Source organism: Ideonella sp. BN130291, from assembly GCF_036231905.1.
GTDB lineage: Bacteria > Pseudomonadota > Gammaproteobacteria > Burkholderiales > Burkholderiaceae_C > CAMLIZ01.
In genome coordinates, this window is the sequence record NZ_JAZARE010000005.1 from 443,428 (window position 1) to 455,874 (window position 12,447).

Below are 12,447 nucleotides of genomic sequence, written 5' to 3' on the forward strand. Positions count from 1 at the left end.
GTCTTTCATGCGGCTTGGCGCTCGGGGCGTCAGTGGATCGAGGCCGGGCGCATCGGCTCGGGCGTGCGCATGTCGCGCGGCGGCTGGAAGTCCTCCTTCGCCGCGCCGCGCATCTGGTCCGCCGGCCTGGGGAAGCCGCTGCGGTCGCTGTAGTCGCGCGCGGTCTTCTTGGCCTGCTGCTTCAGGCGCGCATTGCGCGCGGCCACCACGTCCATCGCCGCCACGCCGGCCAGCGCCACCAGCGCGATGGCGGCGGTGCGGCCCTGGCTGCGGCGCCGGCCGGCGCCCACGGTCGCCATGTCCAGCGCATCGCCGGCCACGCGGGCCCACAGCCACGGCTCGGGGTTCTTGGACGCGAGGATGCCGATGCCGGTGGCCACCTCGCGCGCACCGTAGCCGCGCAGCAGGCCGGGCTTGTCACCGCCCATGCCGGCCGCGCGCGACACCGCACGCGGGGCCACCAGCTCGGCCACGCCGAGCGCGAGGCTGAAGAAGCCCAGGAAGCGGGCGAAGGAATCGGGGTTGGGGATCTTCAAGGACTTGAGGTTCATTGCGCGCTCCTGGCTTGCGAATGGCTGCTGGTCTGGCCGGGCTTGAGCACCACCTTGATGCAGCTGTCCTGCTTGTCGCGGAACACCTTGTACATCTCGGGGCCGTCGGCCAGCGCGGCGGTGTGCGTGATCACGAAGGAAGGATCGATCTGGCCACTCTCGATGCGGGCCAGCAGGTCGTCGGTCCAGCGGTTCACATGGGTCTGGCCGGTGCGCACCGTGAGGCCCTTGTTCATCAGCGCACCGAAGGGCAGCTTGTCGACCAGGCCGCCGTACACGCCGGGGATGGACAGCACGCCGCCGGGGCGGCACACGTACATCATCTCGCGCAGCACATGCGGGCGGTCGCTCTCGGCGAACACCGCCTGCTTGGCGCGGTCGACCACCGAATCGATGGAGCGGCCCACGTGCGCCTCCATGCCCACCGCGTCGATGCACTTCTCCGGGCCCTTGCCATCGGTGAGCTCCTGCAGGCGCTCCAGCACGCTCTCTTCGTCGAAGTTGATCGTGATCGCACCGCCGGCGCGCGCCATGCTGAGGCGGTCTTCCAGGTTGTCGATGCAGATCACCTGGCGCGCGCCCAGCAGCACCGCGCTGCGGATCGCAAACTGGCCCACCGGGCCGGCGCCCCACACCGCCACCGTGTCGGTGGGCTCGATGTCGCACTGCACCGCGGCCTGCCAGCCGGTGGGAAAGATGTCGCCGAGGAACAGCACCTGCTCGTCGCTGAGGCCGTCGGGGATCTTCACCGGGGCGAAGTCGGCATACGGCACGCGCACGTATTCGGCCTGGCCGCCGGCATAACCGCCGGTGAGGTGGGTGTAGCCGAACAGGCCCGCGGTGGTGTGGCCGAACACCTTGTCGGCCACGTCCTTGTTGCGGTTGCTGCGCTCGCACACCGAGAAGTTGCCGCGCCGGCACTGGTCGCACTCGCCGCAGCAGATGGTGAAGGGCACGACCACGCGGTCGCCCACCTTCAGCTTCTTGTTGGCCTTGCCCACCTCCATCACCTCGCCCATGAATTCATGGCCGAGGATGTCGCCGCGTTTCATGCCGGGCATGAAACCGTCGAACAGGTGCAGGTCCGAGCCGCAGATGGCGCAGCTCGTCACCTTGATGATCGCGTCGCGGTCGTCCTCGATGGTGGGGTCGGGAACGGTGTCGTATCGCACGTCCTTCTTGCCGTGCCAGCACAGTGCCTTCATGCAGAACTCCTCATGGTCGGGGGGGTGGCGGGATCTGGGTGGGTGAGTCCAGCAATCCCCGTTCCGCCACCGCGCACCTGCGCGCGTCGCAGCGCTGGCGAGAAGTCGTCAGCTTTACGCGTAGGCGGGCACCAGGCGGCGCCTCACCGCGCTGCTGCACGCGTCCACCACGAGCACCAGCACCAGCACTGCCAGCACCACGGTGCTGGCCTGTGCCTGCTGGAACAGCGACAGGTGGTAGTACAGCAGCTGCCCCAGGCCGCCGGCGCCCACGAAGCCCAGCACCGCGGCCATGCGGATGTTCATCTCCCAGCGGTACAGCGCATAAGCCAGCCACTGCGGCATCACCAGTGGCAAGGTGCCGTAGGCAAAAGCAGCCATGGCGCCGCTGCCCGCCTGCAGCAGCGCCTGCTGCGGCAGTGGGGGTGCGTTCTCCAGCGCCTGGGCGAACAGCCGGCCCAGCACGCCGGTGGTGTGCAGCGCCAGCGCCAGCGCGCCCGCAAACGGGCCCAGGCCGGCCGCCAGCACCATGAGGGTGGCCCACACCAGCTCCGGCACGCTGCGCAACGCGTTCAACGCGAAGCGCGCCACCTCGCGCGGCAAGGCCCCCAGCCGGCCCGCCGCCGGCACCGCGAGCACAGCGCCGCCAACCACCGCCAGCAGGGTGCCGACGGACGACACGGCAAGCGTCTGCAATGCGCCCCATGCCACCTTGCGCACGAAAGCCGGCGACAGGTCCGGCGGGAAGAACTCCGCAATGAACTTGGCCATCAAGGCCGGCGCATCGCCGCGCAGCAATGCGCCGAAGCCCATGTCCAGGTAGGCGAAGCTCGCCACCACGGCGGCCAGCAGCAACAGCAACAGCGCCACGCAGGTGAGGCACGGCCCCGCGGCGCGCGCCTTGTCCACCGTGCTCACCACTGGGCTCATGCCAGCACCTTGCGCAGGCCCACGCTGAGCAGGTCGGCCAGGAACACCAGCAACAGGAAGGTCAGCAGGATGGTGCTCGCTTCGCCGCCGTTGAGCATCTTGGTGGACTGGTCCATCAACTGGCCCAGCCCGCCCGCACCCACGAAGCCCATGACCACCGAAGCGCGCACCGCGCATTCCCAGCGGTAGACGGTGTACGAGGTGAGTTCCTGGCCGGCACCCGGCAGCAGGCCGTACAGCAGGGCGGCGATGCGGCCACTGCCGGCTTCGAGCAGCGCCCGCCCGGGCCGGGTGTCGGTGGATTCCAGGATCTCCGCATACACCTTGCCCAGCATGCCGCCGTAGCTGATGGCCAAGGCCAGCACCGCCGCGGCCGGCCCCAGCCCAAGCGCGCGCACGAACAGCAGCGCCCACACCACCTCAGGAATCGCACGCAGCAGCGCCAGCATGCTGCGTGCGAGCTGGCGCACCGCTTCACCGCGCCATCGGCCCGGCCCCGGGCCGATGCGCGAGACCGACAGCGCGCGTGTCATCAGCAGGGCCAGGGGCACGGCCAGCAGGAACGCCAGCGCGATGCCGGCCGTGGCCATCGCCAATGTCTCCAGGGTCGCGGTGAGCAGTTGCCCCAGGAACTCAGGCGAGTGAGCCGGGGGCAGAAAGCCACTGAGGAACCCGCCGATGACCTGCAGGTTGCCCGGCTCGAACAACGTCCACGGCTTGAATTCCGACAGCACCAGCAAGGGCCACAGCAGTGCCAGCGCGAGCAGCAGCGTGCCGGCACGGCGGCGCGCCTGCGGGTCGCGTGGCGGCACAGCAGCAGAAGCCAGCACGGTGCTCACGGTGCGCGCGCTACCGGCAGCCCGGGCGCACCAGCGGCACCACGTTGCTGCCCCCGCCGGCGGCGGCCAAGGTGGCCAGCGCGGCGGGGTCGTTGCCTTGCGTGGGCAGCACGGCGCCTTCGGCCGCATACAGCTCCTGCAACTGCTCGCGCGTGACCTCGCTGGCTGGCAGGTCGAACAGCAGCTCGCCGTTGCGCAAGCCCACCAGGCGCGGGAACCATTTCAGCGCCAGGTCCACCGCATGCAGCGATGCGACCAGCGTGGCACCGGTGGCTTCGCTCTGCGCCACCAGCTGGCTGATCGCGGAATCGGCCAGCGTCGGGTCCAGCGCCGACACCGGCTCGTCGGCCAGCAGCAGTTCAGGGCGCTGGTAAAGCACGCGGGCGATGCCCACGCGCTGCAGTTGCCCGCCGGACAGGCGGTCGCACCGCTCGAACAGCCGGTCGGCCAGGTCGAGCCGGGCAAGCACCTCCGTCGCGCCCGCGATGTCCGCGGGGTACAGCAGCGAGCGCAGCGCCTTGAGGGCGCTCCACTGCCCCAGCCGGCCGGCCAGCACCGCGGTGACCACGCGCAGCCGCGGCGGGATCGGCGGTGCCTGGTGCACCACGCCGATGTGGCTGCGCAGGCGCCTCAACTCACCCGCGCCGAGACGCCACGGGTTGTGGCCCAGCACCTCTGCCCGCCCTTCGCTGGGGCGTTGGGCACAGCCCACCACGCGCAGCAGGCTGGTCTTGCCGGCACCCGACGGCCCGATCACGGCCACCCGTTCGCCGGCGCGCACGGCCAGCGTCAGGCGCTGCAGCGGGCGGTGGCCGTTGGGGAACTGCAGCGTCAGGTCGGCGAGCGCAAAGCTCATCGGCGCATCACTTGATGAGGCCCGCGGCCCGCGCAGCCGATTCGATGCCGGCGTAGTTGGACGTCTGCGTCGGAATGAACTTCGACGCGCGCTGCAGCGCCATGATCTCCTTGTGCTCGGGTTTGGACGGGTCCAGCTTCAGGAAGGCGTCGGCGATCTTGCGGGTGAGCGCGGCATCCAGGCCGGGACGGACCGTCCAGTTGTAGTCGTAGTAAGGCGGCGTGCTGGCCAGCACTTTCACCTTGGTCGCATTCGGGTTGTGCGCTTCGTTGAGCTTGTCCCACACCGAGGCGTTGAGCACACCGGCCTCCGCACGGCCGGCGGCCACGAAGGCCACGGTGGCGTCGTGCGCACCCGAGAACGCCACTGCCTTGAAGTCCTTGTCGGGGTCGATGCCGGCCTGCATGAGGAAGTAGCGCGGCATCAGGTGGCCCGAGGTGGACGAGGCCGAGCCGAAGGCAAAGGTCTTGCCCTTCAGATCCGCCAGCGACTTCACCGGGCTGTCCGCCGGCACGATGAAGCGGCTGGTGAACTTCTCGTCCTCCGCCCGCTGCACGATGGGTACCACGCCGCCGTTGGTGCGCAGCTTGGCCTGCACGAAGGTGAAACCGCCCAGCCAGGCCAGGTCGATCTTGTTGGTGGCCAGGCCCTCCACCACCGCGGCGTAGTCGGTCACCGGGGTGAACTGCACCGGCAGCCCGGTCTCCTGCTGCAGGTAGTCGCCCAGCGGCTTGAACTTGCGCTGCAGTTCGGTGGGCGCTTCATCGGGAATGGCCGACACGCGCAGCACGGCGGTCTGCGCCGACGCTGCCAGGGCGGCAAGCGACAGGGCGGCGGCAAGAAGGAGTTGTTTCATGGTCAGAGCTCGACAGTGCGAAAACCGGTGAACAGGTCGGTTCGGTCCGGAAGGAAAAAGTTGCGATAGACGGGATCGTGCAGCCGCGCCTGGGTGGCAAAGGCGCCGCCGCGCAACTCGCGATGATCGCCGAACCAGGGGGCGGAGTAGTCGCGGTAGGGGCCGGGCTGGAAGCCGGGGTAGGGCTGGAAGGCATCGGCGGTCCATTCCCACACGCTGCGGCCCCACTCGATCTGCCCGCTGCGGGCGGCATGTTCCCACTCGGCCGCCGAAGGCAGGCGCCGCCCCGCCCAGCGGGCATAGGCTTCGGACTCCCAGGCGTTGAGGTGGATGGCAGGCTGCGCCGGCTGCAGCGGCAACCAGCGGTCGAACCAGCGCGTTTCCCAGCCGTTGCCGGCACGCCGCCAGCGCGCCGGGTGTTGTGCTTGTTTGCGGGCGCGCCAGTTGGCCGCGGCAGCGGGCCACAGCGCCGCCTCCGCATAGCCGCCAGCGTCGACAAAGCGCGCGTAGGCACCAGCGCTCACCGGCGCGCGGTCGATCCGGAACCTCTGCAGCGGCACCGTGCGGGCCGGCTGCTCATTGTCGAAGGCAAAACCGAGGCGGTAGGCAGGCCAGCCGATGAGCAGCGCACCACCGGGCAGCTCGCACATACCGGCGCTGCGTACGCTGCCGAGCCGGGCATCGGGCGGCGCGGCATATCCCAGGCTCGCCCGCAGCCAGGTCAGCGCCTCGCCGTGCATGTCTTCATGGAAGAGTGCCAGGCGATGGAAGTACAGCGCCGCATCGTCACCCTCGGCCGGCAGCGCGGCCAGGCAGGCGTCCAGCTGCGCCGCCAGCATGCCGAGCACCCGGGCCCGCGACGGCAGGGCCACGCGCCAGCGCTGGGCATGCGGCAGGCGGGCGGAGTCCAGCAGTTCGTCAGGCCCGGCGTGCTGGAACGGTTGGGCCGCCTGCAGCCGTCCGCTGGCATCGGCACGATGCGGCCCGCGCAGGATCCAGAACTCGGCGAACCACGCGATGTGCGCCAGCTCCCAGGCCAGCGGGTTCAGGCCCGCGCGCTGGGGCACCTGCCACTGCGCATCGTCGAGGTCGGCCACCAGCGCCAGCGTGTGGCGCCGGCTGTCCTGCAGCGCCTGCACGAGCGCGTCGCCAGTGAGTGTGCGGGCATCACTGCTCATACGTGCGGCTCCAGCCGTGCCAACATCGCCGCATGCCGCTTCCGCAGGTCTGCATCGTCTCTCCGGCGCTGACCGACGCCCACAACGGCAATGCCCACACGGCAGCGCGCTGGCAACGCTTTCTCGCCCCATTGGCGCGGGTGCAGGCCGTGCTCGCCTGGCAGGGCGACCCGGCCGACGCCCTGATCGCACTGCACGCCCGCCGCTCGGCCGACAGCATCGCGCGCTTTCGCAGCGCGCATCCCGAACGCGCGCTGGCGCTGGTGCTCACCGGGACGGACCTGTACCGGGACCTGGCAAACGGCGATGCGGCGGCGGCCCATTCGCTGGAGTGTGCCAGCCACGTGGTGGTGCTGCAGCCGCAGGCACTGGCCCCGCTGCCTGCGGCCGTGCGGGCCAAGGCGCGGGTGATCCTGCAATCGGCCACGCGCCTGGTGCGCCATGACCGGGCCACCACCCGGGTGGACTTCGTGGCGGCCGGCCATCTGCGCGCGGAAAAAGACCCGCTCACCTTGATGGACGCGGCGCAGCAACTCGGCAGCGAACCGCGGCTGCGCATCGTCCACATCGGCCGCGCGCTGGAGCCGGCGCTGGGAGCGGCCGCACACACCACCATGCACGGCTGCCCGGGTTACCGCTGGCTCGGCGGCCTGCCGCCTGCAGCGACACGGCGCTGGATCGCCCGCGCCCATGCCCTGGTGCACATGAGCCGCATGGAAGGCGGCGCCAACGTGGTGATCGAGGCGCTGCGCTGCGGCGTGCCGGTGCTCGCCAGCCGCATCGACGGCAACCTGGGACTGCTGGGAGAGGACTACGAGGGCTACTTCCCCGTGGGCGACGCGGCGGCGCTTGCGGCATTGATGCGGCGCTTTGCCCACGACAGCGCCTTTGCGGCCCGGCTGGCCGCGCAATGCGCCGCGCTCGCGCCGCAGTTCGCACCGGCCGCAGAGGCCGCTGCCGTGCGGCAGCTGCTGGTGGACATGCTGGCCGGCGCCACGCAGCAGCGGCTGCCACAATGGGAAGGCGTTTCCCCCATCCCCCGCCCCGCCCCATGAGCACCCCTTCCGACACCTGCCCCGTTGCGCCGGCCGAGATCCGCCTCACCCAGTTTTCCCACGGCGGGGGCTGCGGCTGCAAGATCGCGCCCGGCGTGCTGTCCGAGATCCTCAAGAGCTCGTCCGGCGGGCTGATCCCTCCGCAGCTGCTGGTGGGCATCGAAACCGCCGACGACGCGGCGGTGTACCAGCTCAACGACGAGCAGGCGCTGATCGCCACCACCGACTTCTTCATGCCGATCGTCGACGACCCGTTCGACTTCGGCCGCATCGCCGCCACCAATGCAATCAGCGATGTCTACGCCATGGGCGGCAAGCCCATCATGGCGCTGGCCCTGGTGGCCATGCCGATCAACCAGCTGCCCGTCGAAGTGATTGGGCAGATCATCCGCGGCGGTGAGTCGGTGTGCCGCGAGGCCGGCATCCCGATCGCTGGCGGCCACACCATCGATTCGGTGGAGCCGATCTACGGCCTGGTGGTGATGGGCCTGGTGCACCCGGGGAAGGTGCGGCGCAATGCCAGCGCCAGGCCGGGCGACGTGCTCATCCTCGGCAAGCCGCTCGGCGTGGGCGTGCTGTCGGCGGCGCTCAAGAAGGGCCGGCTCGACGCCGCCGGCTACCAGCAGCTGGTGAAGACCACCACCCAGCTCAACAAACCCGGCGTGGCCCTGGCCGATCTGCCCGGTGTGCATGCCTTGACCGACGTCACCGGCTTCGGCCTGGCCGGCCACACCTTGGAGTTCGCGCGAGGCGCGGGTGTCACCGCCGTGATCGACTGGCCGGCGGTGCCGCTGCTGCCGGGGGTTCAGGCGATGGCGGCCGAAGGCCTGGTGACCGGCGCCTCCGGCCGCAACTGGGCCGGCTACGGCGCCGAGGTGGTGTTGCAGTCCGGGCTGCCAGCCACCGCGCAGCACCTGCTCACCGACCCGCAGACCTCCGGCGGCCTGCTCGTGAGCTGCGCGCCGGACACAGCGGACGCGGTGCTGCGCATCTTCCGTGACGGCGGCTTCGAACACGCCGCGGTCATCGGCCGGGTGGAAGCCGGCGCACCGCAGCTGCGCGTGCAGGGCTGACCGGGCGCTACGCCGCCTTCGGGCGCACCACGTCCTGCAGGCGCTGCTGCAGGTGCGGCACCTCCGGCAGCTGCAACCCGAACACCTGCTCCAGCGTGGCCCGCAGTTCCTCGGCCGACGTGATCACCTGCTTCTCGCTGCGCCCGTCGAGGTAGTGGCGGGTGAACTCGTTGTCGGCCAGGGTGTCGCGGCCATCGGCGCGGGTGCGGGCGGCGATCAGGCGCTGGCGGAAGTGCGAGTCCGGGTGGTTGCACAGGTACCAGCTGACCAGCTCGTAGTCCACCTGCTGCTGCGGCTGCAGGTCGAAGCGGTAGAGCGGGCGCCATTCACCGGCCACTTCGGCCTGCATCAGCACGTCGCCGTCAAGCTTCAACAGCTGGAAGCGTTCATGTGGCGTGGCCTGCGGGCCGGCCTGGTTCAGGCGCAGCGGGCCGGTCAGCGTCATGCCGCCAAAGCCGCCATCCAGCAGCAGGCGCTCGCCGTCGAGGTCGATCGCCAGCAGCATGTGCGTGCGTGGCCGCACGGTGTCGGGCGGCAGGTTCCACAGCACGCGCGCGGCCAGCCGGGTGACCTGGAAGCCAAGCTGGGTGAGCACGTCGGCCAGCAGCAGGTTGTGCTCGAAACAATAACCGCCGCGCCGGCCCTCGACGAGCTTGCGCTGCAGCGAGGCCGGGTCCAGCAGCACCGGCAGGCCCAGCCAGGGGTTGAGGCTTTCGAAGGGGATGGACCGGCTGTGCAGGCGGTGCAGCGTGGCCAGGGTCTCGAAGTCGGGGCGTGCCGCGGCGTCGAAGCCGATGCGGCGAAAGTAGGCGGCGAGGTCGATGTGCTCCATGGCCGCGATGATCACATGCAGTCTGCAGCCCTGGTGAAGACGAGGAGTTGGTTGTTGGACGGCATCGCGATGCGCTCGCGCAGCTGCAGCCCGGCACGCCGGGCCGCCTGCTCCACCGCTTCCAGGTCACGCACGCCCCAGGCGGGGTCGCGGGCGCGCAGGTCGGCGTCGAACTCGGCGTTGCTGGCCGCGGTGTGCGCCCCACCCACGCGATACGGGCCATAGGTGATCAGCAGGCCGGCACGGGCGAGATGGCGGTTTGCGCCGTCCACCAGGCCGGCGCAGGTGGCCCAGGGTGAGGCGTGCAGCATGTTGGCGCAGTAGATGGCGTCCACTTCGCCCACCGGCCACACCGGCGCGGTGACGTCCACCACGCACGGCGCAGCCACGTTGGCCAGGCCGGCGCACCAGTCGACGATAGACGCAAAACCTTCGGCATGGCGATCGCTTGGCTGCCACTGCCAGGCTGGCAAGCCGGCGGCAAAGTGCGCCACGTGCTGGCCCGTGCCGCTGGCGATCTCCAGCGCATGGCCGCGTGGCGGCAGCAGCCGCTGCAGCTGCTCCAGGATGGGGTGGCGGTTGCGCTCTGCGGCCGCACTGTACAGGCGCGCCGTCATGCCGGCTCGGCGGGATAAAGCCCGCGCACCCGCCCGAGCAGGCGCGTCAAGCCGAACAAGGCATCGATGTTCGGCGTGGCTACACCGACCTGCGCCCCGAGTTCGCGCACCGCGCCGACGATGGCATCGAGCTCCAGCGGACGGCCGGCCTCCAGGTCCTGCAGCATCGAGGTCTTGAATGCACCCAGCTTGCGTGTCACTTCGTGGCGCTCGGCCGGAGTCTGCGGCAGGTGGATGCCGATGCGTTCGCCCACGGCCTTGGCCTCGGCCATCGCCGCGATGCAGAAGCTGCTCACCAGCGGGTCCTCGATGATGCGGTCGGCGGTGGCGCCAGTGAGCGCGGACACCGGGTTGGTACTCAGGTTGCCCCAGAGCTTGTACCAGATGTCGTTGCGGATCTGCGCGGACAGCGTCAGCTCGAAGCCAGCCGCCGACAGCAGCTCACCGATGCGCGTGACACGGGCGCTGACGCCGCCCGCGGGCTCGCCGATGATCAGGCCGAGGCCACGCTGGTGTTCCACCAGGCCGGGCTGCGAGGTCTTGGCGCTGGCATGCACCACGCAGCCGATCACCTGCTCGGTGGCGATCGCCGCGGCGACCACACCGCCCGGATCCACGCTGTCCAGCCCGGGGCCGAACCACCAGGGCACGCCGTTCATGGCGGGCAGCACCACGGTCTGCGGGCCGATGAGCGGCGCGATGCGCCTGGCCACGTCGGTGAGCGCCGGGCCCTTCACCGCGATCACCACCAGGTCCTGCGGGCCGAGCGCCTGCGGGTCGTCCGATGCCCGCGCCGGGCAGCTGCGCAGCTCGCCCCCGCCCTGCAGGCGCCAGCCGTGTGCCTGCAGCGCCAGCAGGGTGGCGCCGCGCGCCAGCGCGCTCACCTCGGCAACCCCCGCCAGCGCCAGCCGCGCACCGATCAGCCCGCCGATCGCCCCAGCTCCCACCACACACACTTTCATGCCGTCGTCCTTTTTCAATGGAGGCGCAGCAACGCCCCGCGCGCGCCCGCTTGGCGCCATCATGCATCGACGGCTGCGGCAGTTTTTGCCGAGCCTCTTTCCGGGCACCGGCGAAACAAGCAGGTTACGAGAACAGCTGTATCCGGGCGATACGCACGCAAATTCCAGGGCAGGCACTCACTTGTCTATATAAGCGCGGCCCACGCAATGAAAGGCTGCGGCCTCATTCTTGCTTCCGGGTGGCGAAGCCCCGGCCGTGCGGTGTTTTCCTAGGGTGTACCCCCGTTCAGGACGCCAAACTTTTAACGCTATAGTCGCGGGCTTTCGCGGCCGACCAGGCCGTGTGCGCGGCCCAAAAAGCCGTGTGAGTGGACGGGTCAACGCGCCTGAAAAGCGCGTGGAGGATAACAAGTGGATTTCGCGGAACAGCAGCGCAAACCAGGCAAACACCTGGTGGCCTTCAGTATCGTCGTCGTGCTGCATATCTTGCTCGGCTACGCCTTTGTGAGCGGCCTTGCACGCAAGGTGATCGAAGTCGTCAAGGCCCCGATCGAGACCAAGATCATCGAGGAGGTGAAGCCACCTCCGCCGCCACCGGAGAACCTGCCGCCGCCGCCGAAGTTCGCGCCGCCGCCGCCGTCCTTCGTGCCTCCGCCCGAAGTGGTGGTCAACCCGCCGCCGGTGCAGCAGCCAACCATCACCACCACGCAGGAAACGCCGCCCCCGCAGCCGCCGGTGCTGATCCGGCCGACCGCCCCTGATGCACCGCCTGCACCGGCGCGCGTGGCTGCCAAGCCGGCCATCGCCAATGCGCAGTCGTGCGCACCCACCGGCGACGACTATCCGTCGGCCGCGCTGCGTGCCGAGGCCACGGGCCTCACCCGCATCCGCTTCACGATCGACGGCGAAGGCCGTCTGCAGAAAGCCGAAATCGTGAAGTCGGCCGGTTCCTCGCGCGAGCACAAGCTGCTCGACCGCGTGGCCGAGCAGAAGCTGTCGACCTGCAAGTTCACCCCGGGTCTGGACGACACGGGCAAGCGCGTGGGCGGCACCTTCGAATTCGAATATCTCTGGAAGATCCAGTAGCTCCGCGGCGGCTCCCGATACCGCATCCCCCGACCCTTTTCATTTTTTCGCGGCGCGGCTGACGATCTCATCGCGCCTGACCCTTGGAGGAATCATGTCCCTGATCAAACTCGTGCGCGCGCCGCTGGCTGCCGTTCTGATTGCCGGCGCGACGCTCAGCGCCCCCGTGACCGTGCTGGCCCAGGCGGCGTCCGCACCGGCTGCCGAAGCCTCCGCGGCCGATGCCGGCGCGGCACCTGCCGCCCCGGCCGTGGCCACCGCGCCCGTGGCCACCACCGCCCACGAGACCGTGGACAACCCCTACGGCATCGAAGCGATGTGGAAGGCGGGCGACTTCGTCACCCGCTTCGTGCTGATCGCGATGATCATCATGTCGCTGGGCAGCTGGTACATCATCTTCACCAAGC

At 70.2% G+C, this 12,447-nt stretch carries 13 protein-coding genes and 1 pseudogene; 4 read left to right on the forward strand and 10 right to left on the reverse strand.

What is annotated here, in order from left to right:
• Nucleotides 1-29: 29 nt before the first annotated feature.
• From VPH43_RS13530 to senA, 7 genes are all read right to left on the reverse strand, one after another.
• Nucleotides 30-551 carry a hypothetical protein gene (locus VPH43_RS13530; protein ID WP_328578233.1) on the reverse strand — a complete coding sequence of 174 codons (522 nt, stop codon included), beginning with the start codon at nt 549-551 and terminating at the stop codon, nt 30-32.
• A complete protein-coding gene (locus VPH43_RS13535; protein ID WP_328578234.1) occupies nt 548-1,756 on the reverse strand; it encodes a zinc-dependent alcohol dehydrogenase in 1,209 nt (402 codons plus the stop codon). The genes VPH43_RS13530 and VPH43_RS13535 overlap by 4 nt, the downstream gene beginning before the upstream one ends.
• Before the next feature lie 114 nt (nt 1,757-1,870).
• On the reverse strand, nt 1,871-2,686 hold the full coding sequence (gene phnE / locus VPH43_RS13540) for a phosphonate ABC transporter, permease protein PhnE (RefSeq protein WP_328578235.1): 816 nt from the start codon (nt 2,684-2,686) through the stop codon (nt 1,871-1,873).
• Entirely contained in the window at nt 2,683-3,525 is an 843-nt protein-coding gene (locus tag VPH43_RS13545) for a PhnE/PtxC family ABC transporter permease (RefSeq protein WP_328578236.1), read from the reverse strand. The genes phnE and VPH43_RS13545 overlap by 4 nt, the downstream gene beginning before the upstream one ends.
• 10 nt (nt 3,526-3,535) lie before the next feature.
• Complete coding sequence (locus VPH43_RS13550; RefSeq protein ID WP_328578237.1) at nt 3,536-4,381, reverse strand: phosphonate ABC transporter ATP-binding protein; 846 nt, start codon at nt 4,379-4,381, stop codon at nt 3,536-3,538.
• 7 nt (nt 4,382-4,388) lie between these two features.
• The gene (locus VPH43_RS13555) at nt 4,389-5,237 is read right to left on the reverse strand and encodes a putative selenate ABC transporter substrate-binding protein (protein ID WP_328578238.1); all 849 of its coding nucleotides are present in this window, start codon (nt 5,235-5,237) and stop codon (nt 4,389-4,391) included.
• Nucleotides 5,238-5,239: 2 nt separating this feature from the next.
• Nucleotides 5,240-6,415 carry a selenoneine synthase SenA gene (gene senA, locus VPH43_RS13560; protein WP_328578239.1) on the reverse strand — a complete coding sequence of 392 codons (1,176 nt, stop codon included), beginning with the start codon at nt 6,413-6,415 and terminating at the stop codon, nt 5,240-5,242.
• 32 nt (nt 6,416-6,447) lie between these two features.
• Here senA and senB point away from each other — a divergent pair, with 32 nt between their 5' ends.
• Entirely contained in the window at nt 6,448-7,470 is a 1,023-nt protein-coding gene (gene senB, locus VPH43_RS13565) for a selenoneine biosynthesis selenosugar synthase SenB (protein ID WP_328578240.1), read from the forward strand.
• Nucleotides 7,467-8,543: a selenide, water dikinase SelD gene (gene selD / locus VPH43_RS13570; protein ID WP_328578241.1), complete on the forward strand. Its 1,077-nt coding sequence runs from the start codon at nt 7,467-7,469 to the stop codon at nt 8,541-8,543. The genes senB and selD overlap by 4 nt, the downstream gene beginning before the upstream one ends.
• 7 nt (nt 8,544-8,550) lie before the next feature.
• Here selD and VPH43_RS13575 read toward each other — a convergent pair whose 3' ends face one another.
• The 3 genes from VPH43_RS13575 to VPH43_RS13585 are packed head-to-tail and all read right to left on the reverse strand — an operon-like array spanning nt 8,551 to nt 10,954.
• On the reverse strand, nt 8,551-9,375 hold the full coding sequence (locus VPH43_RS13575; protein ID WP_328578242.1) for an arylamine N-acetyltransferase family protein: 825 nt from the start codon (nt 9,373-9,375) through the stop codon (nt 8,551-8,553).
• A gap of 11 nt (nt 9,376-9,386) precedes the next feature.
• A complete protein-coding gene (locus tag VPH43_RS13580; protein ID WP_328578243.1) occupies nt 9,387-9,992 on the reverse strand; it encodes a DUF938 domain-containing protein in 606 nt (201 codons plus the stop codon).
• Complete coding sequence (locus VPH43_RS13585) at nt 9,989-10,954, reverse strand: 2-dehydropantoate 2-reductase (protein WP_328578244.1); 966 nt, start codon at nt 10,952-10,954, stop codon at nt 9,989-9,991. Before VPH43_RS13585 ends, VPH43_RS13580 begins: the two co-directional genes overlap by 4 nt.
• Before the next feature lie 411 nt (nt 10,955-11,365).
• On the opposite strand from VPH43_RS13585, the gene VPH43_RS13590 reads away from it, so the two are divergent.
• Nucleotides 11,366-12,040 (forward strand): energy transducer TonB, encoded by a 675-nt coding sequence (locus VPH43_RS13590; RefSeq protein WP_328578245.1) that lies wholly within the window; start codon nt 11,366-11,368, stop codon nt 12,038-12,040.
• A gap of 94 nt (nt 12,041-12,134) precedes the next feature.
• Nucleotides 12,135-12,447, forward strand: a pseudogene (locus VPH43_RS13595) (MotA/TolQ/ExbB proton channel family protein); the annotation flags it as partial.